Source organism: Terriglobales bacterium, assembly GCA_035487355.1.
Taxonomy (GTDB): domain Bacteria; phylum Acidobacteriota; class Terriglobia; order Terriglobales; family Acidobacteriaceae; genus QIAW01.
Map to the genome: position 1 here is coordinate 23,770 of DATHMF010000034.1, position 25,444 is coordinate 49,213.

General features: G+C 54.7%; 21 protein-coding genes and 1 tRNA gene. 15 read left to right on the forward strand and 7 right to left on the reverse strand.

Features of this window, described 5'->3' with window-relative positions:
• On the reverse strand, positions 1-966 hold the full coding sequence (locus tag VK738_08205) for a lysophospholipid acyltransferase family protein (GenBank protein ID HTD22621.1): 966 nt from the start codon (positions 964-966) through the stop codon (positions 1-3).
• Between the two features lie 211 nt (positions 967-1,177).
• Between VK738_08205 and VK738_08210 the strand changes: the two genes are divergently transcribed.
• On the forward strand, positions 1,178-1,720 hold the full coding sequence (locus VK738_08210; GenBank protein HTD22622.1) for a c-type cytochrome: 543 nt from the start codon (positions 1,178-1,180) through the stop codon (positions 1,718-1,720).
• Between the two features lie 121 nt (positions 1,721-1,841).
• On the opposite strand, the gene VK738_08215 is transcribed toward VK738_08210, so the two are convergent.
• Both VK738_08215 and VK738_08220 read right to left on the reverse strand, forming a co-directional pair.
• On the reverse strand, positions 1,842-2,714 hold the full coding sequence (locus VK738_08215) for a lipid-binding SYLF domain-containing protein (protein ID HTD22623.1): 873 nt from the start codon (positions 2,712-2,714) through the stop codon (positions 1,842-1,844).
• A gap of 949 nt (positions 2,715-3,663) precedes the next feature.
• Positions 3,664-4,323 carry a response regulator transcription factor gene (locus tag VK738_08220; GenBank protein ID HTD22624.1) on the reverse strand — a complete coding sequence of 220 codons (660 nt, stop codon included), beginning with the start codon at positions 4,321-4,323 and terminating at the stop codon, positions 3,664-3,666.
• An 87-nt stretch (positions 4,324-4,410) separates the two neighbouring features.
• Between VK738_08220 and VK738_08225 the strand changes: the two genes are divergently transcribed.
• On the forward strand, positions 4,411-4,848 hold the full coding sequence (locus tag VK738_08225; protein ID HTD22625.1) for a hypothetical protein: 438 nt from the start codon (positions 4,411-4,413) through the stop codon (positions 4,846-4,848).
• 33 nt (positions 4,849-4,881) lie between these two features.
• Here VK738_08225 and VK738_08230 read toward each other — a convergent pair whose 3' ends face one another.
• Positions 4,882-5,433, reverse strand: a complete 552-nt coding sequence (locus VK738_08230; GenBank protein ID HTD22626.1) for an SMI1/KNR4 family protein — start codon at positions 5,431-5,433, stop codon at positions 4,882-4,884.
• A gap of 101 nt (positions 5,434-5,534) precedes the next feature.
• Here VK738_08230 and VK738_08235 point away from each other — a divergent pair, with 101 nt between their 5' ends.
• Complete coding sequence (locus tag VK738_08235) at positions 5,535-6,218, forward strand: hypothetical protein (protein ID HTD22627.1); 684 nt, start codon at positions 5,535-5,537, stop codon at positions 6,216-6,218.
• Between the two features lie 3 nt (positions 6,219-6,221).
• Here VK738_08235 and VK738_08240 read toward each other — a convergent pair whose 3' ends face one another.
• A complete protein-coding gene (locus VK738_08240; GenBank protein HTD22628.1) occupies positions 6,222-6,977 on the reverse strand; it encodes a hypothetical protein in 756 nt (251 codons plus the stop codon).
• A 341-nt stretch (positions 6,978-7,318) separates the two neighbouring features.
• Here VK738_08240 and VK738_08245 point away from each other — a divergent pair, with 341 nt between their 5' ends.
• From VK738_08245 to VK738_08265, 5 genes are all read left to right on the forward strand, one after another.
• Positions 7,319-7,639, forward strand: a complete 321-nt coding sequence (locus VK738_08245) for a metal-sulfur cluster assembly factor (protein HTD22629.1) — start codon at positions 7,319-7,321, stop codon at positions 7,637-7,639.
• Between the two features lie 489 nt (positions 7,640-8,128).
• The gene (locus VK738_08250) at positions 8,129-8,680 is read left to right on the forward strand and encodes a sigma-70 family RNA polymerase sigma factor (protein HTD22630.1); all 552 of its coding nucleotides are present in this window, start codon (positions 8,129-8,131) and stop codon (positions 8,678-8,680) included.
• 16 nt (positions 8,681-8,696) lie between these two features.
• On the forward strand, positions 8,697-9,497 hold the full coding sequence (locus VK738_08255; protein HTD22631.1) for an anti-sigma factor: 801 nt from the start codon (positions 8,697-8,699) through the stop codon (positions 9,495-9,497).
• A 648-nt stretch (positions 9,498-10,145) separates the two neighbouring features.
• Positions 10,146-11,618 carry a hypothetical protein gene (locus tag VK738_08260; protein HTD22632.1) on the forward strand — a complete coding sequence of 491 codons (1,473 nt, stop codon included), beginning with the start codon at positions 10,146-10,148 and terminating at the stop codon, positions 11,616-11,618.
• Complete coding sequence (locus VK738_08265) at positions 11,585-12,319, forward strand: malectin domain-containing carbohydrate-binding protein (GenBank protein ID HTD22633.1); 735 nt, start codon at positions 11,585-11,587, stop codon at positions 12,317-12,319. Before VK738_08260 ends, VK738_08265 begins: the two co-directional genes overlap by 34 nt.
• Before the next feature lie 582 nt (positions 12,320-12,901).
• Here VK738_08265 and VK738_08270 read toward each other — a convergent pair.
• Both VK738_08270 and VK738_08275 read right to left on the reverse strand, forming a co-directional pair.
• Positions 12,902-14,683: a malectin domain-containing carbohydrate-binding protein gene (locus VK738_08270; protein ID HTD22634.1), complete on the reverse strand. Its 1,782-nt coding sequence runs from the start codon at positions 14,681-14,683 to the stop codon at positions 12,902-12,904.
• A 555-nt stretch (positions 14,684-15,238) separates the two neighbouring features.
• Positions 15,239-15,315: transfer RNA gene (locus VK738_08275), tRNA-Arg, on the reverse strand.
• Between the two features lie 164 nt (positions 15,316-15,479).
• Between VK738_08275 and VK738_08280 the strand changes: the two genes are divergently transcribed.
• The 7 genes from VK738_08280 to VK738_08310 all read left to right on the forward strand — a co-directional run bounded on the left by VK738_08280 (position 15,480) and on the right by VK738_08310 (position 25,023).
• Positions 15,480-15,914 carry an SRPBCC family protein gene (locus tag VK738_08280; GenBank protein ID HTD22635.1) on the forward strand — a complete coding sequence of 145 codons (435 nt, stop codon included), beginning with the start codon at positions 15,480-15,482 and terminating at the stop codon, positions 15,912-15,914.
• A 35-nt stretch (positions 15,915-15,949) separates the two neighbouring features.
• Positions 15,950-16,516: a hypothetical protein gene (locus VK738_08285; GenBank protein ID HTD22636.1), complete on the forward strand. Its 567-nt coding sequence runs from the start codon at positions 15,950-15,952 to the stop codon at positions 16,514-16,516.
• A gap of 33 nt (positions 16,517-16,549) precedes the next feature.
• Positions 16,550-17,875 (forward strand): hypothetical protein, encoded by a 1,326-nt coding sequence (locus VK738_08290; GenBank protein ID HTD22637.1) that lies wholly within the window; start codon positions 16,550-16,552, stop codon positions 17,873-17,875.
• A gap of 46 nt (positions 17,876-17,921) precedes the next feature.
• On the forward strand, positions 17,922-18,356 hold the full coding sequence (locus tag VK738_08295; protein HTD22638.1) for a hypothetical protein: 435 nt from the start codon (positions 17,922-17,924) through the stop codon (positions 18,354-18,356).
• A gap of 629 nt (positions 18,357-18,985) precedes the next feature.
• The gene (locus VK738_08300) at positions 18,986-20,935 is read left to right on the forward strand and encodes a hypothetical protein (protein HTD22639.1); all 1,950 of its coding nucleotides are present in this window, start codon (positions 18,986-18,988) and stop codon (positions 20,933-20,935) included.
• A 366-nt stretch (positions 20,936-21,301) separates the two neighbouring features.
• Positions 21,302-22,027 (forward strand): hypothetical protein, encoded by a 726-nt coding sequence (locus tag VK738_08305; protein HTD22640.1) that lies wholly within the window; start codon positions 21,302-21,304, stop codon positions 22,025-22,027.
• 236 nt (positions 22,028-22,263) lie between these two features.
• On the forward strand, positions 22,264-25,023 hold the full coding sequence (locus tag VK738_08310) for a tail fiber domain-containing protein (protein HTD22641.1): 2,760 nt from the start codon (positions 22,264-22,266) through the stop codon (positions 25,021-25,023).
• Positions 25,024-25,444 lie beyond the last annotated feature (421 nt).

Genomic DNA, 25,444 nt, shown 5'->3' on the forward strand with positions numbered 1-25,444 from the left:
TCAGTATAGCGGAGGCTCGCCTGCAGGGCGCGTCTTCCAGCGGCGATGCACCCACAGCCATTGGTCAGGATATCTGCGTACATAGCTTTCAATGGTCTGATTGAAAAGCCGGGTGTTGGCGATCACGTCGGCCTCATCGTCTCCGCTGCGTATCAGCGCAAGCGCCGGGGCCATCTGTAAGCGATACTTGCGAATCTGCTCATCCCAAAATGCAAAGCCGGGAAGCACAGCGGCATCTGTTCTCAGGGCCACGCGCGCCAGGCCGCTGGCCGTGCAGGCAGGAATGCCAAAAAATTCGGCGAAGATTCCCTGCGGCGGAGTCATGTTGGTATCCATGAGAATTCCTACGGTTTCTCCCTCCCGGACGGCTTTCAAAAGGCCGCGCGCATAGTCATCTTTATCAAAAACTTTGTTGCCGTGCAGGGTGCGATAACGTTTGACCAGTCGGTCTACATAAGGGTTATCCAGGCCACGGGCCACAATGTACATAGCGTGTCCGTGCAAGGAATGCATGAAAGAAGAGAGCTCCCAGCCGCCCAAGTGCGCGGTCAGGAAGAGCACGCCTTTGCCGCGTGCCCGCGCAGCCTCAAAATTTTCGACACCGTCATAAATAATGACGTCGGAGACGTTGGCCGGGGTGTACTGGGGAAATTTGCAAAATTCCGCAAGCTGGCGGCCCAGGTGCAGAAATAATCGGCGCACAACTTTGCGGTGCTCGCGTTTACTTTTTTCCGGGAAGGCCATCTGCTGGTTCCGCATTCCCACCCGGCGCAGGCGTCCGAACAGTAGCCACACAGTGCAACCCAGACTCATGCCGGCAAAGCGCGCCACAGGACGCGGTAAGAGAGCCAAGGTATGTAGCAGCAGCCAAACCGGCGCGTACTCCAGGCGGTGGCGAAGGGTGCCCCGGAGTGATGAATCGTCTCCTGAGGTCGCGGCTTCCGGCTTTATTGTCTGAGCGTCCATGTACTCGAAAACTAACTTGCGGAATTGGTGACGGTACCATTCGCGGCCAGCAGCGTCAAATTCCTATGCGGAAATAAATCCCTGGGAATAAACCTTTGTCACTAAACCATTGGGCCGAGTGTCAGCCTTCTTGATAAAACTGGTACGCGCTGCCTTCAAAATAACCCGCGATTGTTACAATAGCCATCATTCTATGTGGAGCAAGAAAATAATGAACCGATCTTTGAGTCTGTTGATGGTATTTTGCATTCTATTCCTTACTGCCTGCAAGGTCAGCAAACCGGGTGACATGGAAAGTTCGATCATGAAAAACGTAGAACGAACGGTCACCATCGGCGATAAAGATAAGAAAAACCCGATTGCTTCTTCTCCGGATGCGATCAAAGAGGGCGGAGAACACTTCCAGCATCATTGCCAGATCTGCCACGGTCTCGACGGCCATGCTACAGGAGTGCCCTTCGCAGCTCAGATGTCACCCCCTGTCCCTGATTTGGGCGACAAGGACTCGCAGGAATACACCGACGGGCAGCTCCACTGGATCGTTGAAAATGGTATTGCTCCTTCCGGTATGCCCGCATGGAAAGGCATTCTGGAAGATGACGAGATGTGGAAAATTGTGCTCTACATGCGCAACCTGCCTGCCAAAGGCAGCCTGGGCGCCCCGGAAATTTTCAAGGAAGAACAGGAAGAGCACGAGGAGATGGAAAAGGGCGGCACGCCGGAGCACGAACACCATCATGAGCATGCACACTGATTCTTTGGCGCTTGCGTTCAAAGCCAAGCTTTCAAAACCCAAATATTCAGCGAACAAAAACAGCGAGACGTAGCTTGCTACGTCTCCACCCGTATAACCAATTACCAAAAAAATTGCGCCCTCACCGGGTTTTCGGAGCCGTTGGGTCGGGTTTTTCCTGGCTGCTGCTTTCACTGCTTGCAGTGGCATTGGTCGCAGGCTGTGCTTGGGCTGCAGGCTGCGCTGCCGTTGCTCCGGTGGTTGTTGTGACGGTTGCTGCGGATGTCGTTGACGTACTCGCAGGCACCGAGGTTGCAGTGACGGGAGCGTTGGAGTCGGATTTACCCTTGTTGTATTTGGCGACAGCTCCCAGGAACGGCTGGGCTTCGCTTGGAGACTCCACGCCACCTGTCAACAGGGTCCGGAACGGAATCATGCGCCCGTAAAAAGCGCGGGTATCATCTTTATGCTGCTTCACCACGGCGCCGTTGAGACTCACGCCGGCAAACAGGCCGCGGGCGCGGGAATAGGTGAGAATCTCTGAGCGCATGGAAATATCCGTCATGCCCTCGGCAAGACGGCCCACCGGACCCGCCGCAGCCGAAGCATCGGCCCCCAATTTCACGTGGCTGGCCAGCAGCGACTGCATGCCGCGCTGGTTCATGACCAGCATCACCAGGTCCACCGCCTGTCCGCCGATTTGGAATCCAAAGCTGCCGCCTTCAATGCGGAAGAAAGCAGGGGCGCTCCAACCGTTCGGGGTACGGCAGGTGACCACGCCTTTGCCTAAAGCGCCTCCGAACACAAAGCCGCCTTTAAACATCGAGGGGACTACAGCCACGCATTCGGCCGAATCCATAACTTGCTGGGGAACACCGCTATCGGGTGCAGACATGATTTCATCGAGCACCTGCCCGGCTGTCTGCAGCCGTTCAATATCTTTTTCACGATCATCCGCCAGACAGACACCAGCAAACGACAGGACCATCAGAGAAACAAGCAGAAGTTTTTTCATGCGCACCTACTTTCCCGAGGGAAAAATTTTCGTTCTGATATAGAGAATAGCTGGAAATGGCTTATCAAGATAGATGCTGTCTGATAGCAAAGCAGATGCCTGGGCTTGGCAGTCAGTCTTCAGTATTCGGTGCCCAGCATTCAGATGAAAGCGTGCGCCGAGAAATCGCCCGCAAAAGCAGGGTCAGGTGGTGTGGGCAAGGGGTACTTGCTCAGCAAGTGGGCGAACCCTAAAACAACGCTGATCGCCGCATATCTAGCGGCTAACGTTGATGTCAAAGCAGGGACTTGCTGATGACAGTTCCAAGCTCCAAAGTCACACTGTTTCGCTTGCTCTTCATCCCAGCGGCAACCAAGTTTTCAAAGACCATTTCATTCCAAGGGCTTGGCGGTAAACCACTACACCCTCGCTCCCGCTCTGCGGGATCGCGCGGCTTGACGCTCGCGTCGCGCTCACCTGTGCCGCTAAACACACCTTACGGGATCATAATGGCCTGCCATTCTCCAGAAATCAAGATCTTGATATCACTGTGATACCAATTTACGTGGTAAATAAATGCCATGCGATAAAACTGCATTTCTCAGCGGGAGGCACAATCTGTGGATAAAGAAAGTTGATCTCAAGTTGGAGCAAATCCGGGGTTCTTCTGGAACACAACACCTGTAAGAATCAGGATAAAAGTCTTTGAGCTGCAGGGTAAACGATAATGCTTGTGGGGTAAACGATAATTCCTGCGAGAAATTTAAAAAGGGTTGGAACCGGCGACCCTCGTTACCAGATCCAACCCCGTCTCCCAGGTTCTGTGGTAGGTGAAGAGAGTATGCCTTCCGGGCAGAAATCCAACAACGTCACGTTTAGACAGTGTACTTATAGGAATTTAGCCATGTACTAAAGTAACTAACGTATTACATACTATTACTTTCGTTCAATTACTTTTATTATCATGTAGCTACTTGTTGGCGGTTACCAGCGAATGGGTAATAGCGTGCACAGAAAGTGCAATCCGGTTCTGCACACCCACCTTGCGCATCAGTTTGGCCACGTGGGCCTTCACGGTGCGCTCCTCAATGCCTAAAGCGGCGCCGATCTCTTTATTGGAGCGGCCAACGACCAGCAGTTCCAGCACCTCTTTTTCGCGGTCGGTAAAGGTCACCCGGCCTGCCGGGAAAATGCGGCCCGGGCTGGCGCTGACCCTCTCAATAAACATAGAAAGCACCCGTCGCGGGGCCCAGACGGAGCCCTGGTGGACGATACGGATGGCCATGATGAAGTCTGAAGGGGCTGCGGCTTCATCCACATAGCCCTTGGCGCCTGCTGCAATGGCCTTCAGGATGGTCTCATCGTCGGCCCCGGACCCGACCACGATAATGCGCAAATCGGGGCGGGAGGCCTTCAGGCTGGCCATAACGTCAAACAGGTTCTGGGCGGTGCGGCTGCCTAATAAGACCAGATCTACGTTGGATTTTGACTGAAGTTCAGCCAGGGTGGCGGCGCTCAGCTCCAGATCGGGCTCGGTATCGAACAGAGTCCGGAAGCCCACGAACCGCAAAGGATCGCTTTCCACCACGGCAATATTGATTTTCGGCTTTTTTACGGTAACAGATTTCATTTTTCTTTCCTAAAATATAGTGGGCGTAGGATATCTTGATTTGTTATATCTGGAAAGGGGGGAGAACCCCTTCTTTCAGGAGGAAGCATGGTTCGGCAATTCCGCTTCGTTGTTGTTGTCATTGTCGCGCTGCTGGCTAGCGTTCTGGCCGGGGCCCAAGAGCAAGAAAAAGCTAACTATCACAATCCAAATATACCGGATGCTCGCTCTGACTCCGAGGTTAAAGCCTTGGCCTACATGAAAACAGTGCTCTATGCCCAGAATCTCTACCGTAAGAAGCATAAAAAGTATGCCCCCTCGCTTATGGCGCTGGTAGGCTCGGGATCGTTTACCCGCCGCATGGTCAGCCCTGACCGTGGTGATTATACGGCCAGCTTCGCGCGGGGATTCTCCCTTCAGATGATGCCCAAGACGCAGGATTCGACCCATCGCTCCTTCTGGGTCAATGAAAGCGGAACCATTCGCGCGGAAGAAGACAAGCCAGCTACGGCGGAGTCACCCGTTCTAAAACCCGATAGCCAGTAGCACCCATTGAAAACCGGCCCATCGAGCCGACTTTTATGGCGAGTCTCCGAGAAATTCGCATACCAGATATTCCTTCAGCGAGTCGCCATAAACAATCGCATCCTGCCTGTCTATGATGGACAAGACAACGCTGGTGCTGAGATTCGATGTGCACATTACATAGCGATGAGCAAAAATCGGCGCTAGGCCGGCTTCGGCAGGAAGATCAAAACCCTGGTCGGCCAGGGTGATTCGCAGCTCGGCTCGACTTTCGCTTACGTATTCAATTCCTCGTTTTATGATTTCTATGTCTCTGGGATAGGAATAGACGCCAACGGATTGACACGGCGGGTAACCACTGGAGCCGTATATGTTCAAAGTTGGGATATCGGTTCCGTTCATCGCTTTGAGGAAAAGCTTAAAGTCATGAGGGAATCGAACTCCGAGGAGATTTTCGTATTCTGCGACAACTTCATCCGACAAACCTGGATTCCAGCGGGTCCCGGGTTGGAACTGAAACCCATAGATCATGGGATCAAGAGATACAGTGCTCCACTTCGCTTCCGTAGTACGTTTGAACTCATCCAGGAAATCGCTATTTAACATTGGGTTTCTCGCTCTCACTTAGACTTCTATCCGAGAAAATTACACGCCGCGTGAAACGTAACAGTTTCGAGCATCACTGTATTTTAAATAAGGAGATTGCTATGAGATTACGGCTAACGCTCACAATGTTGTTTTTAGCATCGCTTCCGGCTTTCTCACAGAACTTCGGGCTCCAGCTTACTGGGGGCGCGGTCAGTTTTGGCGCTGCTGCCATGAACATCACGGTTTCCCCCAATGGGGGAGGCACAAATGGCCATCTCGCCCCAACGCTGCCTCCGGCAACGCTTTCTTGCACGAAGACCGAGGCAGTGACTTTGCTTGGCGCCGGTCCTTTTGTCATCCGCGGAACCACAACCGAATTCGGCCATCAATGGGAGGTCGAGTTTGTGTTTCCCCATCCGCCTGGCGCCAACCAGGGAAATCTCTCCTTCACCTCCACGAACTGGGAGTTGACCGGCAAATACAGGATGACGATCAAGGACATGGTTACAGGTGCGCAGTGCTCGAAGGTCGTAGGCATGTCGGGGGAGTACCAGTTTGCAGGACCGAAACTGAACGGGTGGCCCCACTCTTGTCCGCCTCCGCCCCCGCCGCCACCAACCAACACTCCCGGACAATCGCCCGGGCTTACAGGAGCCATGACGCTTGGAGGACACGGCAGCGCCTTTCCCAAATTTGTGGGCGGTGTTGGCACCTGCTCCGTAATTCTTGCGAACCAGGCGAACAGCAGGATCGTGAATAAAGGCTTCGATGCGGCACAGCTCGACTACAAGTTGACGTACTGAGGATCAGTGTTCAGGGACAGGCTCAATCTGTTGGGCCTTTCCATCTATAAATGTCACTCGCAGCGGCTTGCCTCCGTTGGCATAGCGCAGCACGCGTTCGGAGCTGTCATAAGATTCGAGCGCACCCACGCCGATGGCAAACAGCACCTGCAACTCATTCATGCCGGGCTGGGCTTGGTGACGATCAACGGCGCTCCACACATCCGGTGACCAGTGCTGGTAAAGCTGGTGGGGATCCTGGTAATACAAGACATCGTCGGCAAAGATTTTGTAGTCGCCTGCGTTCTTCTGACCGATAGGGAAGGCATAATTTTTCCCGTCCTTTTCAAAAACAGCCAGCACTTCATGGCTGCGGACATGAATACGTACGTTGGAACCAGGGACCTTCTCCCACTGGAGGTTTTCTGGCGAAGGCTGCTCGATTACATCCTTCACCTCGACCCGCTCGATAGGACCCATGAGACCGGCTTCGTGATTGAGATCGGCGCGCTTGGCGGCTGTGTTGTAGGGGTAGCGGGTGAGCTGGTATCCACCACGTATCCACACCGGCTGGCCCACCAGCTCCCGCAGTGAAGCCAGATCATAAGCATGCAGCTTGCGGGGAACAACATAATCATCGGCATGCAGCCTGACCTTGGGGGTCTGAGGAACATTCCATGGTTCCTGCCGGCTCCGGTAAATCAGAAACAGGCGGATTCCGGCTGCCACGGTCACGATCAAAATTACGAGCAATACTCTATATTTGGTTTTTAATGACATGTATCATTCCACCAAAATAATAAGGTTTTATTTCCTAGTTACCTAAGATTTTCATTCCATACCGCACTCGAACAAAAATCTATACTTCAACCTACCTTAACCCTAATCCAATCGAGTTCGTTGGAGCTGCTACACGAAATTCCTTGCTGCCGGCCTCCTACGAACCGATTGGTTCCTCACTACCTCGCTGATTAAACGATCTGCGAGGTAGTATGCCTTTAATACTAAAGGGTTTCGCTCGTGCTCTACCGCGCTTGCTTTCGCTCACCCTAGCTTCTATCTTCTCCATCTAAGGGCTCTGTACCCTGCTCATCCGCCTCCCGCCCTGCTAAACTATTCACATGGCTGTTACGCAAGAAGATGTCCTTACTGCTCTGAAGGATTGCTACGATCCCGAAATTCCGGTCAACATTGTTGATCTGGGATTGATTTATGAAGTCCGGGTCACAGAACCACAACCCGCAGGTGCGCAGGACGTCGAAGTCATCATGACCATGACCTCACCCGGTTGTCCTTCACACGTAATGATTGGAGACCAGGTCAAAGACCGGGTCCACAAGATGGCAGGCGTGAGAGACGTCAAAGTGGAAGTGGTGTGGATGCCGCCGTGGACGCCAGAACGGTTGAGCGCCGCCGCCAAGAAACAACTCGGGATCGAGTAAACGCGCCCTTCCAACCAGGGCTTCGCAAAAATTGGGTGAGCTTTCGGTGAGCGCTGTCTCGCGCGAACCAAAAAGCGAGGGCGAAGCAGCCTGGGTTTGGCTGTGGAGCCCTTAGAAAACGGGTGAGCTTTTGGTGAGCGCTGTCCTGCGCGAACCAAAAGCGAGGGCGCAGCAGCCCGGGTTTGGCTGCGGAGCCCTTAGAATAAAGCCGCGAAGCGCATATCCTGCGTTCGCGGCCCTACCACAGTCATCACGGAAAGCTAGTTCCGCAATGGACTCCCCGTCCCTGTGAAAACCTAGAACAACCGGGCTCACTCGCGGTTGCGCTCGGGCAGGATTGCTAGTATGGTATCCAGTTCCCGAGCATGTATATCAGGTACGAGTGCTCTTCTCAGGTGGATTGCCCAGTTCGAAAAAAAATAATGTAGGCGCTAGTTACCATCCAAAGGCAATTGGTATGCCGTACATAGAAAGGAAGCACTGGTAGGCGTGCACAGCGCAGGCTCACAAGAGGTTTCCAAAGACGCGATGCTGGTTGAACGTTTACGCGCGAGCGACGAGGGCGCCATGGCGCAGCTCTATGACCGCTATTCCGGCATTGTGTACTCGGTGGCGCTGCGCGTGTTGAACGACACCGGGGCCGCAGAAGATGTGCTGCAGGAAGTGTTTCTGCAACTGTGGCGGAACCCCAATGTCTTCGACGCCGGCCGTGGCTCCCTGGGTGCATGGCTTTCAGTCATAGCCCGCAACCGCGCGATTGACGCCCTGCGCAAGCGCAAGCCGATGACTGATTTTGACAACGTGGTCCTGGCTGTGGAGTGCAACCTGGAGAGCGAAGCGGGGCGCAAGGTTTCCATTGAAAAGGCGCGGGCTGCTCTTACCAAGGTCCCGGCCGATCAGCGCAAGGCTCTGGAGCTGGCTTTCTTCCAGGGGCTGACGCATACGGAAATTGCCGCAAAAACCGGTGAGCCGTTGGGCACGATCAAGACCCGGATTCGGGCGGCATTGACGGCCTTAAGAAAGGCGATGACAGAGAAATAGATTTAAGTAAGTAAGCATGAACGACAAGATCCAACCCGGACACGAGCAATACGCTGAAGACCTGGCGCTTTACGCGCTGGGAGCTCTGGAAGCGGGCTCGTGCGCGCAACTCGAGCTGCACCTGAAGGATTGCCCCGCCTGCCGCAGCGAACTGGCAGCTCTGCGCGGCGATGCTGCACTGCTGGCGCTCTCGGTTTCCGGTCCGGCGCCGCCGCAGCGTTCACGCCAGCGTCTGCTCTCGGCCATCGCCGATATTAAGAAAGAACAGCCGGTTGCGGTCCGCGCCATCCCTGTGCGCCGCCCCTGGTGGAGCTTTGCGCCGGTCTTTGCTTCTCTTGTTCTGGCCGTCATCGCAATCTTGCTGGTGCGCGAGAACACCAACCTGAAGCAGGCCAACGAGCAATTGACTGCGCAGATGATCCAGGCAGATAAAGAGAGCCAAAAAGCACGCGAAATCATGGCTTTGATCACCGCCCAAGACGCTGTACACGTCTCGCTGGTCTCGACCAAAACGCCGCCCGCACCACATATCAAGACCATTTATCAACCGCGGACAGGACGCCTGGTGCTGATGGCCAGCAATCTTGATCCTCTGCCCGCTGGCAAGACTTATGAGTTGTGGCTGATTCCCAAATCGGGAGCACCTATGCCCGCGGGTCTCTTCAAACCCGACGCGCATGGCATGGCCATGATGATGCCCGAAAATCCTGAGGTCCCCGCATGGACAGAGCTGAAAGCCTTTGCTGTAACGGTTGAGCCTGAAGGCGGCACTACGACTCCGACCATGCCCATTGTGCTGATGGGATCAGGGCAGTAAGGCCCTTGCAGTGCTTCTTTACTGGAATTGTTCTCTTAAAAACTGAAGAATGGCGCTCCCTAGAGGACGGGACAGGAGCAATCCTGTCCTGTCACTCGGTACTCTTCCCGTCGTCCCGACGCCTGTCGTCGGGACGGACTGGCTTTCCGCATAGGTAAGGAATGTCAATCCACGGAATTCTCAAGTCGAAGAATGTCAGTCAAGATACAGAAACCAGATGACACAATCATAGGCACTCACCTTGCCTGGTGCCGCCAAACTGCCTTTGGTTCCGCCGGATGACCACGGAGCGATAGATTTCCCAGCTGGCATCCTTCGGGACTAAGGTGTTGTATTTATCTTGCAGTTTTGTTTGGCGAAACATATTGGGCGCGTCTAACAAAGCGTCTGCTTCCCAGGCAAACCGCTGCAATCGCCTTGCCGAAGATCGAATATCTATTTTTAAATCAATAGTTCCACGTTATGCGCGTTAACTTAACTGTTTCATCGCCAATTTAAACTTGATTGCCGAGAATTGAGCACTATAATCGGCGGGTTTTTGTGCAAGTTGCGAGGGCCCCCGAGCCTGCACTCCTGTTTCAGCCCTTCATTGGTATCGCGGTCCATCGGGTGCATGCGACCGAACACGTAGAGAGGATGGTGACGGACGTGAAATCCAAGAAAATAAGAATTCAAAAGAATGTGCTTCGAACTTTTTTCGCCGCATCGCTGGTGCTACTTACCTTGTCCATCGGTGAAGGTGCGCAGGCCCAGTCGTCTGTCACCGTCACTTTGAGCCCAGGCAGTCCCGGCGCCGCTATTCCCAATGATTATATTGGCCTGAGCTATGAAACCGGCTCGATCAATGGCGGCAACTATTTCCGGCCAACCAACCAGCCGCTTCTCCAGGTTTTCAACACGCTGGGCATCAAGAGCCTGCGCTTCGGCGGAAACACATCCGATAGCGGAACGCCCGCGAACGCCGACCTGGATAACATGTTCGGTTTTGCCCGGGCGGCGGGCATTCCCGTTATCTATACGCTGCGCCTGAAGGGATCCAGCCCCGGCGCCGCCGCGACCACGGCGGGTTTCCTATGGGGCAAATACAAATCCAGCATCACTTGCTTCTCCATCGGAAATGAGCCCGATTTGTACCTGGGCAGCTTTGCGACGTATGCGTCCGACGCCAGCGCGTACATGTCGTCGGTCGGAGCAGTCGCTCCCGGCGCCAAATTCTGCATACCGGATACCTCGCGGCATAACACTACCTGGGTCGGTCAAGCCGCCAACCAGTTCGGCACGGCAAAGCTCGCGCACGTAACCCACCATGTCTATCCCGGCGGTAGCGGCGCCACCACCTGCTGCGCCGCCGCGCGCGATACCCTTCTGGGTACCGGCATCTTCAGCGAGTACATGTCGCAATACAGCGGATCGGTTCCCACCGCGTTCGGCGACGGCCTCACTCTGCGCTTATCTGAAACCAACAGTTTCGTCCATGGAGGCGCGCCCAACGCCAGCAATACATTTGCCTCCGCCCTTTGGGGCCTGGACTATATGTACTGGTGGACCACGCAGCAGGACATGCTGGGTGGAGTCAACTTCCATACCGGCGACAGCGTTGCGTCGGGCCCGCCGAATTACGCCGTCTTCCTGAGCACCGCGGGCGGATATTCCATGCATCCGCTGGGGTATGGCATCAAGGCTTTCGACCTGGGAGGGCACGGACGAGTCGTGCACGCCGCGCTCAATAATCCATCCGGAGTGGATTTAACCGCTTATGGAGTGCTAGCTGCGGACAACAGCCTGTGGGTCACGGTGATCAACAAAAGCCACGATGCATCCGCCACCACCGTTAATCTCACCATTCAGTCCGGTGGATCCTACAATCAGGCCGTCGAGTGGGTCTTGCAAGCGCCGAACAACGACGTTTCCCAGACCACCGGCGTGACTCTCGGCGGTGCCGGATTTAACGTCGATGGCACCTGGAACGGAACATCCACTCCGGTGGCCATCTCCGGCGGCAACGTAAGCCTGACCATGCCGCCCGCTACCGCTGTTGTCGTTCAATTGCAACCGGGTGGTACCACCGTGGTGCAGCCCCCACAAACTTGGTTGCCACCCAGACTTCCCCTAACTCGATAAACCTCACGTGGACCGCCAGCACCACCAGCGGCGTAACCTACAACATCTATCGCAGCACCACGCCTGGATTTCTTCCGTCCGCTTCCAATCGCATCGCGTCCGGCATAACCGGCACGAACTTAAGCGATACGGGATTGCAGGCGAATACCGCCTACTGCTATCTGGCTACAGCCGAGAATAGCAGCGCCATGGAGTCGGCTCCTTCTAATCAGTCCTGTGCCGGCGGAACAACGCCGCCGCCAGGCGTAAGCATCAATGCGGGAGGCCCGGCCGTATCTCCGTTCATTGCCGACACCGATTTTACCGGCGGCGTCACCATCAACCACGCCAACACAATCAACCTGAACGGACAGCCCAATCCCGCACCTACAGCGGTGTATCAAAGCGCACGGGTGACCACCACAGCAGGAGCGGGCACTACGTTCACCTATAAGATTCCGGGCTTTACCGCCGGGTCGAGCCACACTGTCCGGCTGCACTTCTGCGAAACGTTCTGGACAGCGGCCGGTCACCGCATCTTTAACGTGAGCATTAACGGCACGGGGGTACTCTCCAACTTCGACATCTTTGCCGCGGCTGGCGGGCAAAACCGCGCGTTGATTGAGCAGTTCTCAGCAACCGCGGATGGCGCCGGCGACATCACTATCGTGTTCACCACGGTGGCCGACAAAGCCCTCATCAGCGGCATAGAAATTCACTAAGCGTTTTGGCGGTTTGTTTGAAAAACTAATTGGGGCGTCTGCGGCACGCAGACGCCCCTCATCACAGCCAAACTGTTCGAAGGAATGGCGCGCCCTAGGCGACGACGTTAGAACTTTTGCTTTTTCTGAACCCCGAGGCGATGACGTTAGAACCGATCAGCTTTGAGTAACATTGGACGCCATGCACTAGCCGAAAGCAACTCAGGCCAGGGGACGAAGCCGGTCGGTGGCGAGGCTCTCTCGTAGCGCCTCGCGCTTAGGGTGTTGATGCCAGGCCTGTGAAGAAAGGGATGCAACCGCCACAAGCTGTCTTAACAACCATACGGCCTCATATTCATTTTTATTGCGGGACTCCTTAGGTTTGCGATTTGGTACTTCCTCTGAACTAGTACCGAAACTAAACCTCGACTTTCTGCATCACGCACTGAATTCCACCCGATGATATTCAGCCCCTTTGCCTTTGCGCTGGGTAATAGCCTCGGCAACCAACGAAACTGCGCCAATACTCTGAGTAATTGCTTGGGGATTGCGAGTAATAACAGGGGCGATAGCTTATGCTATCGCCCCCAGAGGCTTGTCTCGCTAGAACGGGTCAAAGCTGTGCGAGAACTGCAAATTGCTCTGCGCAATGCCGCTACAAGTGGGCGAGGCAAAGGTTTGACTTGGACAACCGCCGTTGTCACGTGCCAGCGACCAGAATGCAAGCCGCGTGACATAACTGTTCGCATTGGCAAAGTTCAGCACCGCGTTGGTGTCGCTGAGGCGGAAGATCTCTCCTGGGGTGTCGTTCTGCCCAATCATTACCGTGATACCCACCGAAGAGCTTAGACCAGCTTGTTGGATTTGGTTGTGCACTGCTTGACCGGCATCCATGGCATCCAGCCCCATCTGCCCGCCGTTATCGGCGGAACCTCCGTAGTCCATTGCCATTACGTTGACCACGTTGAGATCGAGCCCGTCCTTATGCGCCTGGTTGAGAACGGCCATGCCAGTGCCGATCAGCCCAGTCGGCAGCACCGGCAGGGTGAAGGAAACAACCAGGTTCGGGTTTGCCGCCTTCAGCCCCTTGAGGGCCTGGTCCAGTACCGGCAATCCCGGCCCGTCGCCAAGCGTGTCGCTCGCCTCCATGTCGAAGTCGAGCATGTTGACGCTATAACGAGTAAGCACCCCCTGTAGGCTTGCCTGCAATGCGCCTGCGTTCCTGCAGCTACTCACAATGGGTCCACCCGCGCCGCCGAACGAAATGATGACGGTCACGCCATTGGCTTGCATCTGATGCACCAGAGACTGAATCGACGTGCCATTGGCCAGGTTGTCGGTGGGAAGCGTTCCTCCTAACCCACCCCAACCGAAGGTACAACCCCCGTTGCCGTCCAGGAAAGCCAGAGTAATTGCTTTAAGTCCGGCATTTTGCGCGTTAGAAACAATATTCTCGCTGAACCCGAGACTCATATCGTTATAGGGAGCAAATTGTTTTGGTCCGTTTCCTCCTCCGCCCGCCCCCGTTGTCACGCTGGCCTGGTTCGAGGATGCGGACGTCCCGCCCGAGTTCGTGCCCTTCACTACGTAGAAGTAAGTGGTGGAGGCGGCAAGCCCCGTATCGGAGAACGATGTAGAGCTCACGCCACTCGCGATTTGGTTGCTGCTGGAGGGTGTGAAGCCGCTGGTCGTGCTGCGGAACACGTCATAGGTCACCGCGCAGGACGATGAACTCGCCATCCAGCTCAGGTTGATCTGGCTGGCTGATACCTCGGTTGCCGATAGTCCGCTCGGCGCCGTCGGCTGGCTGCAGGTTCCAATTGTGACCGGGTCGATTTCGATCCCGCTGATGAGCGCATTGTTGGTCACCGAGGTGAACGTAATTACAAACTGCCCGCTCGCGTTCGCCGGCTCCGTGAACTGCTGGACGTTGGCGATGTTCTTCCCGCCCGAGGCCGCCGCGATGTCGAAGCGCGTCAGCACCTGCGTCCCGTTGATCGTCACGTTGAACACCCGCGAGCCGACGGTGGCAAAGAACGTCTCGCAGAAGTGCAACCGCACCAGATAGTTGGTTCCGGGGGTGAAGCCGGGGATGGTGTAGGTGAAAGATCTGACTGTGGTCGTGGCGATGCGCGCCGACTGGTATATGGCTGCCGGCGCCGGATTCGTTACCTTGCTCGTGTTGATGATGTTGGCATGATCAATCGTCGCGCCGCCGGAGAAGTCCTTGTCGGCAACGAAGGGGCTGACCGCCGGCCCGCCGGAATTAATGGCAATGATTTGCTGTGCCGATGCCAGGCCTGCGAAGAAATTAAGCGCAAGCAGGGATGCAGCCACCACCACAAGCTGTCTTAACCAACCATACGGCTTCATATTCATTTTCATTAACGGACTCCTTAAAGGTTTGAGATTTGGCGCTTCGACTTCCACGCCCGCTTGCATAAATGAATTCCCTCAGATCGGATTGGATAGTCTAAGGGATGTCCTCTTCTTCGTTGTTCCTGATTTTGTTATTCCTTTTGACATGTCGCTGAATACGAGCCGAAGGATGAATGCACGAAGAGAACACAGAATTGTGAGGGCTTTCGTAGAGCCGGTATCCTAACGCCCTTCGGTGTCTCCAACGTGGGATGAGTCCCCAGCAACTTGTAAAAAAGCCCGCCGATTATAGCGATCTCAATTTAGGTAATCAAGTTTCATGAACCGTTAAATTGGCCATGAAACAGTTAAGTTAACGCGCATAACGTGAATGGATCTGAGATCGGGAGGCCTATCTTAATGGCAGCATTGGTAATATGGCAGCATTTTGGCAATAAGCCGAGCTAGAAAATCAGTCGCTCTCCTTTGAGGAGATGATTCCGAAACGGGGATGGGTCCCTAGGTCAAGAATGACGATCACCTGAGCTACACCATACGATTGAAAAGAAAGATCAAAAATCCTGGCGCGCCCGGAGAGATTCGAACTCCCGACCTAACGCTCCGGAGGCGTTCGCTCTATCCAGCTGAGCTACGGGCGCGCGCAACGGTGACAGCTTTCATTCTACCTGAGAACAGCTAAAAAACAGCTCCAGGCTTTCATCCGCCAAGCTGCCAGGTTGGAGCCCCTTTCCGCATGCACTATTCCTTTTACACCTTACAAGGAATCCTGCATAATTAACGGCCTCATCCGTCAGGAGGTCATATGACGCGTGTAGTTGTTACACGAACCATAAATGCACCGATTGATTTGGTTTTCAAAACCGTGGCTGACATCAATCAGTTTTCGCAGGCGGTCCCACGCATTATGAAGGTTGAATTCCTGTCTGACGTGAAATCAGGCGTCGGCACGCGATTTCGTGAGACGCGTGTCATGAAAGGCCAAGAAGCTACGACAGAGCTGGAAGTAACAGAGTATATCCCGAATGATCATGTTCGTATCGTGGCCGACAGTCATGGAACCGTCTGGGACACCGTGTTCACTGTCAAATCGGAAAAAACGCACACTGAATTAACCGTGGCGATGGATGCCAAACCTTATAAGTTGGCGCCAAAAATAATCAATCCTTTGATAAGCGGCATGGTCAAAAGAGCGATTGAACAGGATATGGATGCGGTGAAAACTTTTTGCGAAAGATGACTAAGACCAGTCTTCGATTGATCTGGAGGGGGATAATGCAAAAAATACGATATCCCGTTCTGGCTGCTTTAGCGATGGCCGTTGTCTGCGTTGCCTGCACTCGCAAACCCACGATTAAACAGTATCAGAATAACGGAATCCAATTCTCGTACTACTCCGATTGGGCTGTAACCAAGGACGCACCTGTAGATGGGAATCCGAACGTTAGAACCATCAACATCGAAGGACCCGACAACGCCGTGATCGTCATGATTTGCCTGCCTGCCTCGAACGACAAAACCCTGGAAGAATACGCTGCGGCAGTCGCGAAAAGTCGTGACGCTGCCATTGAGGGCAAACTGAGTCTCGGTCCACTGAAGGGAGCCGAGGTAAGAGGCACATCGGAACCGACAACGGGAAAAGTAGCGGGCCAGGAACAACAAGGAATTTTGCAGCAGTTCACCATTAATCTGCTGGGCACACAAGTGCCACACGAGGCAAAGTTCTTCATGATACGCGGCTCCAGGTATAAGACAATCGTCATGTCGCAGGTTGCTACAGCAAGCGCGGCCGCGACTCATCCTGCTTCTGAGTTGATATTGAGCAGTTTGACAGCGGAGTGATACGGCCGCTAGAAATGAATCTATAATCTGAGAATGCTGTTTCGGCGTAACGTGTATTGGGTTTTCGCCTTTAGCGTGTTTCTGGCAGCTACCTGCTGCCCGGTCTTTGCACAAATTGTCTCAGCACCTCAGCAAGGGCCGGAAACAATCAGAAAGATCAATCTGCCGATAGAAGCGTGGCTCTCGCAGGGAGAACGAACTGAGATTCCCTGGAAGGTCTCTCTCAGCAAGCCTGTGCTTACCTTTCAGTTGAGAAATCTGGTCAGAGTGACGGCGGACCTTCAGGCAGACCTTCTACAAAAGGAAAGCATCAAGCACGACCTTCACTTCATGGTTAAAGTGTCGCCCGACGGCGGCCCATGGAAGGAGGGGGAAAGCTACACCCACTTCCAAACGGAGAAGAAGCTCGACACCCGTACCGATATTCAGATGTTGGCCGAGTTATATCTCCAGTCGGGCACATACACCATTGCGACCATCGCCTACGATGCCATTTCGGGAAAAAGAAATCTCTCCTTCAATCGAATTCAAATCAGCGCCCCTGATCCAGATCCGCTCCCAGAGCTTCTCAACGGGCTGCCCAAAATTCAGTTTCTGCCTCCTCCGGACAACGCCGCGCCTTTAGGACCAGGACATGTTTCCCTGCCGGTCACGACTGTGCGCCCCGTGCAGCTTGACTTGATTGTTGATCTCAGCACATATGAGGAAGAGGACCGCGATATGGAAGCTGCGGACACGGCACGGATGCCGATTACTGCCCGAGGCGGCATGTGGCCACCTCTTGCACCCATGCTGCCAGCTTCAGAAACCGCCTCTCAGCAAACGGTTGCCCAGAGCCTGGTGCTCGAAACAGCCAGCGTGCTGAGCGCGATTGATTTGAAGCAGGGATGCATCCAGGTCACGGCGCTCGACGTTCTTCGCCGCCGCACCATCCTGCCGCCCACATCCGCAAGTAACGTGGACTGGGACAAGATCAGGGATGAAATCATGGCCCCGGATAAAGCCATGATCAGCGTTGCCGACCTGAAGGGCAGGCAGCGGGCGGGCAAGTTCTTTCAAGAAGAAGTTGAGAAGCGAATGACCCAGCCACCCTGCAAACTGGATTCTGCAGAGCCTTTGCACATGATTGCAATTCTCTCGCGTGGAGTAAGTTTTCCTTCTGGAAGCAACCAGCCGAAGATCGAGTCGGGGTGTAACTGCAAGATCATTTACCTGCAAAAGAGTGACGGCTTTCATGGCGCCGACAACCTGAAAAATATGCTCAAGCCGCTCTCGCCGAAGCTGCTCCAGTTCGGTGACCCGGAAGATTTTCGCAGAAAGCTTTTTGAATTCACCCAGACCATCAAAAGGTCTCCCTAGCAGCTCTGAGATCTATATAAAAGTAAAGACGGGAGCCAGCAGGAAAATGCCCGACATAAAACACTCAATCTTCATTGACGTTGCGCCCAACGATGTTCATCCACTGATCGCATCAGGGCGGGGTTTTTCCCAATGGTGGGCAGCAGATGTCACTGAAGATAACTCAACCGGAATTGTGGAATTAGGATTCTTCAACCGCGCCACAATTTACCGTTTGCAGCCGGCTGGAATCGTGGCCCCAAAGAAAGCCGAGTGGCTGTGCGAGACGGGCAAAGAATGGCAAGGAACAAAAATATTGTTTGAGTTGACGCAAAATAAAAACGGTTCCCTGCTTCGTTTAACGCACGCGGATTGGCAGGCGGAGACCGATTATTTCGTCTCCTGCAACACGACCTGGGGAGAGCTGATGTTTCGTATTAAAGCAGCCGCCGAGGGCAAGAAGCCCGGGCCGCTTTTCACCAGGGACGGTCTGGGGTATTGAGCTCTCGCGTACGCACAAGGCGCAGATCAGCGTCTTTGCCACATCCAAAGAAACGCAATAACGAATCCCACCACCGCAGGAGGCAAAATCTCGTGCCACCTGAACCCACTAGTAGCGATTGCCAGGCCTGTTGCCTTACCGGACTGAATCTCTATCAAGCGCCAACCTAAATACAAAAGCTGCAGGATAATAATTGCAAGTAAACTTCCCGCCACTCCCGTTGCTGAACTCTTGAGAATCCGCGTAAGCATGAGTGCCTCTTCTCAACCTAAATAATACGTTCAATTACTTTCTACTGTCATGAGCTTCCGGGTGTTTTCCAGAATGCGCGCGTCTTCTTCCAGCGCGCGCCTGTGATTGGCCAAAACTACTGATGAATAAGGGGAAAAGAAGGAGCAGAAACGGTGTGCGCATCAGCGCACCTCAGGGCGTAAAGGAGTTTACAGCAACCACAAAACTGGTCAAACAGCCGGCTATGCCAGGAAGCTGTTGGTCGTGCTTTTTTGCTTCGGCTGATTTGCCCGCTTTGTTACCATAGGTACGCGCCCTCGCACAATGTTCAAATCCAGTGGGGCTATCGTTGTATCATTTTGGAGTCCCCCAACGAGATTGTTATGGAGTTACGACTTATGCGCCAACTTATCCGCGCCGCCATTCTATTTGCACTCCTGGCAAGCGCTCCCGCTGCATTGCCGCAGCAGCCGGCCGCCCAGCAAAATGGAAACCAAAACACGCAAAGCCTGGGCGATATCGCGCGGAAACAGCGTGAGCTGAAAGAGCAGCAGGCCAGGACCGCAGGGAATGACTCCAATACCGGATCACAAGGACAAAAGAGCCTGGCAGATGTGGCTCGCGAGCAACAGGAAAAGAGTCTCCAGGAGGTCAGGACCAGCCTGCAGGACTCGCAAAAACTGTTCGCCTCCATTAACGAGACGTTGGATTTCGCCAGTAAAGAAAGCGGCTTTGCCAAGCACAACGCGGTGAAGCATCAGCTTATCGGCGAAGCTGAGGTGAAACGTCAGATGACGCAAAACCTCTCGAACAGCCAGGAGACACAGCGGCTTTCCCGTTCGGAATTGGTGTTGAAGAAATTTGGCTTTCTGCCACCCAACTTTGACCTGAAAACATTTCTGATGTCCGCCTCCCCCAGAGGGTTAGGGGCCTACTACGATCCCAGGACCAAGATGGTGAATCTGCTGAACTGGATTGAGATTTCCGAGCAGCTTCCCATCTTGTCCCATGAGTTGACCCACGCCTTGCAGGACCAAAACTATGATCTGTTGCGCTGGCGGGGATATAACCCGGATCAGCCTCTCCCGCCGGCTAAAATGCGCGTGGATAGCGACGATGAAGAAGAAAGCTCCGCTCGCACTGCCGTGGTCGAGGGCCAGGCCCAGATTGTTTATTACGATTACCTGCTTAAGCCTTACGACAAAAGCCTGCTGGATACTCCCGAATTCCTGGACATTCTGCAGGCTGCGGTGAATCGGACCTACGATGATATCGTGGTGGTTCACAATGAACCCCTGCTGCTGAAAGAGTCTGGATTGTTTCCGTATCGCGAAGGTCTGAGCTTCGAATTGGAGCTGCTGAGGACCGGCGGAAAACCAATGGCATTTGCCGGCGCTTTTGCTCGTCCCCCGCGCGATACCCATGACGTTCTCGAACCGGAGGCTTACATTTCTAATCGGAAAAGTCCTGCCAGCCTGATGCCCGATCTCACCGCCTTATTGTCCGATAAGTATGAAGCTTATGATTCAGGAGTCGTGGGTGAACTCGAAGTGCGGACCATGGCCAAGCAATTTGGCCGCGAAGACGATGGCCTTACTCTGGCTCCAAATTGGGATGGCGGCGCCTACGTTGCTGTGAAACGTATCACTGCAACTGCCGGCAAGACGCTCCAGCTTGCCAACGCCGATAAACCTGCGCCCGCTGCTGCAACCGATCAGCCAACTTCGATCGTGGTTAATAAGTCTGTTCAGGCAGCAAGCGATAAGCCCATTCCGCTCTCGGCTGACAAGCTCGTAGCGACTAGTGATAAAACCATCCCGGTCTCGGCAGATAAGCCCGCAGCAGCCGGCGGTAAGCCGGCTCCATCGGCAGCAGACAAGCCGATTCCAATTTCCACTCATGATTTGGCCTTGCTGTACGTTTCCCGATGGAAGACGCTGGATGCCGCGCAGCGGTTCCTGCAACTCTATCAGAGCTCGCTGCCAAAACGGGTTACCGTGCTCGACACCAAGACCGCAGAGCCCCCTAACTGTTCGAATGACTCATCTAGCTGCGGCCCGCTCTGGTCTGTGCGCGTAATCACCGATGACGGGCCGATCTATCTCGAGATTTGGCCGAAGAACCTCGTGATCATCGCTCAAAGCTTCGACGAGACCACGGTAAACCGGCTGCGGCAGGCGGTTCTTCTGCACGTTCCCAATAACAAGGCCAAATCGTCCACCGCTGAGCTGAGCATGAAGCTGTTTGAGCTGCCTGAGTTCCAGGCCTACCAGGAAGAGATAGGCCGCCAGATCTACTCTTCTTTCTCACAGCAACTTTTGAAATCGAGCTATTTGAATTCAAAATAGAAGACGGGAAGGTGTGTATTCCTTTGCGTCCTTTGTGTTTCATTCCTTGGTGCCCTTTGTGGTTAAAGATTTGAGGCCACGGAGGCCGGAGTGCCCATTCGCGCGCCAAGCGCGTGTGGGGATAGCTTCAAAGTTTTGCTGGAAAACGACGTCCGTCTCGTCAAAATGACAAGAAGCTTGTTTTTCCGCAGGCTCTGGAAGCCGTGCCCTGATACGGGGCAAGCGTAAAAGAGACTCTTTCCGCAACCTCTAAAGTCGTGCCCTGACACAATGCCGTGCCACCGGTATAAGAAGCCTTGTTTCTACAGCTCCCCTGCTTGGTCAAAAATGCCATCTGTTTGAGGCTTCACCGGTGTCTAATCCTGCATGAAGAAGTGGCGTTGGAGCATTTTGCTGCCGGCGGTGCATGTTGTTATCGCGGCGAGCATCATGGTGCCGGAGCAGATCTTTGAATGGCGCGGCATTCGTGCCCAGAGCAACTACGAACAACACGATGAGGCCAATCGAGTGCGCCGCCAGCAGGAGCGTGCCCAGCAACATCGGCATTTCGCCGAAGGACCGGGTTCGTATGGCACAAGTGAAGACGCGTATTGGAATTCGATGCTCAATGAATACCGGGCTCCCTATGCCGCCCGAGTGATGTACTTCATCAACCTTCCCGCGTCTGTTCTGGTTGGCTGGTACGGATTCCCAATGTCGCTGTCGTTCTATTCGCTACTCTGGCCGGTTCTGGGATTGGCTGCTGATGCCATGCATTGGGGAATGCGCATCATCGTGCTGGATCTTCTGTTCGTCGCCACGGTGACGTTGCAATGGTGGCTGATGGGAAAGCTGCTCGATGTTTTGCGCGAACGAAAAGGAAGGGATCCAGTTTGGAAGTGGCTGGTCCTTTTTATTACGCGGTCTGGAATTCTGTGTGTACTGCTGAGTCTTTTGTTCCACGGAAGTTGGGAAAATTTCGCTGGTTTGCTCGCAACGCTGGTCTGTCTCTTTGCCGGTGGTGCCTGGTGTGCCCTTGGCTGTCTGGCCCTGGGAAATCTGGCAATGCGGTGCGGGACCAAGGTAAGAGCAAAACTTGTGGAGCATGGCTGACGGCAAACGATTACGCCTGTCCTGCAAACGCCATTGGCTAGAATCAAACTGGACTATCCGCATGTTGCTGTCGTGGACAGGGAACATTGTAGACTGCCAGGGTCCGACAAAGCCGAGACGTTAACAACAATGTCCGCCAGGCTATTACGCCCGCGTGGCGGCCATGAATCACCGTATTTAATCTTCCGCGGCGGCGAGAAAAACGTCGTATCTACCATCATTCTTTTGGAGGCACTATGAGAAGGTTTCACACCATTCTGTTGTTGTTTCTGTTCATGAACCTTGCTGTGATCCATGCCCAACAGCCGCTTCAGATGGCCAGCCTGCGGCCGAATAGCCAACTTCTCTGGCATCGTGTTTCACCGAGCGCCGAAAAGCCTGATGGCCCGGTACTCTACCAGATCATATTCCGCTCCAGCGCGCATATCGGTTCGATTCCCAAGATTGGCCCTACCTACGCGCTGGTGGATTCGGGCCTCATTACGGATAACAGCGGCAATCTCATCATCGGCGGACTGACGATCAATGGCAGCACGGGAATCCTCAGTTTCGCCAACGGTCAGATGTTTGCTCTGCCAGCGGGCAACGGAGATATAGGCGGCACGTATCCAAGCCTTACCGTCGTAGGTCTGCAAGGACGAGGCGTCTCCGGCGCGGCCCCCGCAAATGGGCAAATATTGCAGTTCAATGGCGCACAGTGGGCGCCAGTTACACTTCCTGCTACGCAGGCAGTATGGCTGCTGGGCGGCAACAGTGGCACAGGGTGTACCAGTTCGCCTTGCGTAGATTTTTTGGGCACGACCGACAACACCAGCCTGGAATTCAGGGTCAATAACAATCGTGCATTACGCATTGAACCGGCGACAGATCGCTTTTATGGTTTTAGCCCTAACGTGATAGGGGGCTTTAGCGGGAACTATGTGACGGGTGCTGGAGTAGGGGGGGCGACGATTGCAGGCGGAGGCGCCAGCGGCTTGGTCAATACTGTGAGCGCGCATTTTGGCGCCGTAGGCGGGGGTTACAACAACACCGCCAGCGGCACCTTTGCCAGCACGGTAGCCGGAGGCTTCAGTAACACCGCCAATGGCCAGGATGCGGTCGTAGGCGGAGGGCAGCGCAACACCTCCAGTGGATTTTTTGGTTCTACCGTGGCCGGGGGCAATGAAAACACCGCCAGCGGAGAGTTATCCACCGTATGCGGAGGCCAACTCAACCTCGCCAGCGGAGACTGGTCGACCATACCCGGGGGAGATCGCAACACGGCCAGCGGCGCTTTCAGCTTCGCCGCAGGTCGAAACGCCAATACCAACAATCACGTCGGCGCCTTTGTGTGGGGAGATGACTCGGTCGGCGTCATAAACCTTTTGGCCACTGCGGACAATCAATTTACAGCGCGCGCAGTCGGCGGATTCAACTTTATTACCGGAATTGTTGGCTTTGGCAATCCCGATCCTGCCAAGACCGTTAGTATTGCACCCAATAGCGGGATTATTACTTTTGTCGCGGGCCAAACTTTTCCCGGAACCGGCACCATCACCGGCGTGACAGGAGGAGCGGGGCTGACGGGCGCAGGAACCAGCGGCAATGTAACCCTGGCCGCCAATCTGGTACGCGATGCTTCCTTGAGCGGCAATGGTGGCAGCTCACAACTGCAGGTGAATTACGCTGGCACGGGTTCCGCTCTGACCGCAGCTCACAGTGACCACAACCATGATGCCACGTATTGGAAGCAAGGCGGCAACAGCGGCACGGATTGCACCACTTCTCCGTGCGCTAATTTCTTGGGCAGCACCGACAACAGCAGCCTGGAAGTACAGGTGAATGGACAGCGCGCCTACCGCATCGAACCAGCGACAGACTCTACGTTCAATAGTTTTGCACCCAACGTTATTGGAGGGTTCAGCAGCAACAATGTCACCGCGCTTGCAGGTGGAGCGACCATCGCCGGGGGTGGCGACAGTAATGCTCTCAATTCTGTCACCGATGACTTTGGAACCGTTGGCGGCGGCTCCGGTAACCAGGCAGGCAACAATGCGAACGGTACCACCGATTCGCCCTACGCCACCGTGGGCGGAGGGCGGCTCAACACGGCCAGCGCACCCGCTTCCACTGTGGCGGGAGGCGTTAACAATAACGCCAGCGGCCAGTATTCCACTGTGACCGGAGGCGCCAACAACAACGCCGGCGGCGATAGTTCCACCGTGGCCGGAGGCACCAGCAACACCGCCAGTGGTCAGGATTCCATCGTCGCCGGAGGCGCTCACAACACCGCCAGCGGCCTCTTCAGTTTGGCCGCCGGGTCTCATGCTAATACTGGCGGCTTCCAGGGCACATTTGTCTGGGGAGACAGTTCCAGCACCGCCGATGTCACGGCGACGGCAAGTCATCAGTTCGTGGCCCGCGCTGCCGGCGGCGTTATCTTCTATACTAGCTCCGACTTGAGCACCAGCGCCCAGTTGGCCGCAGGCAGCGGGACCTGGTCTTCGGTCAGTGACCGTAACGTCAAAGATCATTTTGCTCCCGTGGATGGCTCACAACTGCTTGTGCGCGTACTGGCTCTTCCTATCACTACATGGAACTACAAATCGCAAGCCACAGATATTCGCCACATCGGGCCGATGGCGCAGGACTTCTTCGCAGCCTTCAAGGTTGGCGAGGATGAACGCCACATCACCGAAATTGACGAGGGCGGCGTGGCCCTGGCCGCGATTCAGGGGCTCAATCAGAAACTGGAAGATGAAGTCCGGCAGAAAGACGCGCAGATCACAGCACAACAAGAGCAGATCAAGGCACTGGCGGCGGCTTCGTCCGAACAAATTGCCGCGCTCACGGCGGAAGTGGCAGCGCAACGCCAGCTCACTCAGCGCCTGCTGCAGCGAGTAGCCGAGATCGAACAAACAGCGGAGCAAAACCAACCAGGCAAGCTGGCAGTCAATGAAGTGCACAATAGTGACGAGGAAAACGACATACCAGCCCGGCAGGGCGGCATTAAGTAGCCCAGGGCGGAAGCCCTGGGTAAGCTAGAAAATCGATCCGAGCCCCGGACAGGGGCGACACCCTTTTTTGTAACGCGACAGTGTGTTTGCTGATTGATATCATTCTGATATCAAAACCTTGCGTCCTTAGAAACTGCCCGCCATAATTGTGCCAGACGTGTGTTTACGTTACGCATTCAAGAATGCGGGACTTCTTGTAGTCCTTCAGGTCTTTGAAAATTCGACCCCTAGGCGCGGTCAGAGTGTCCGACCGGGGAGATCCAATCCAGATTTGCAATTCTGAGGACTGATGACTGGGGGCTAGAGCAGCTAGTCCCACACCCCAGATCGATTTTCGCCAGTAATGACGCGGGTACGGACGCGGTTTGGGCACTCGAATGACCTGCTAGCAAGTGGGGGCGCAATCCACTCTAAAAATCAG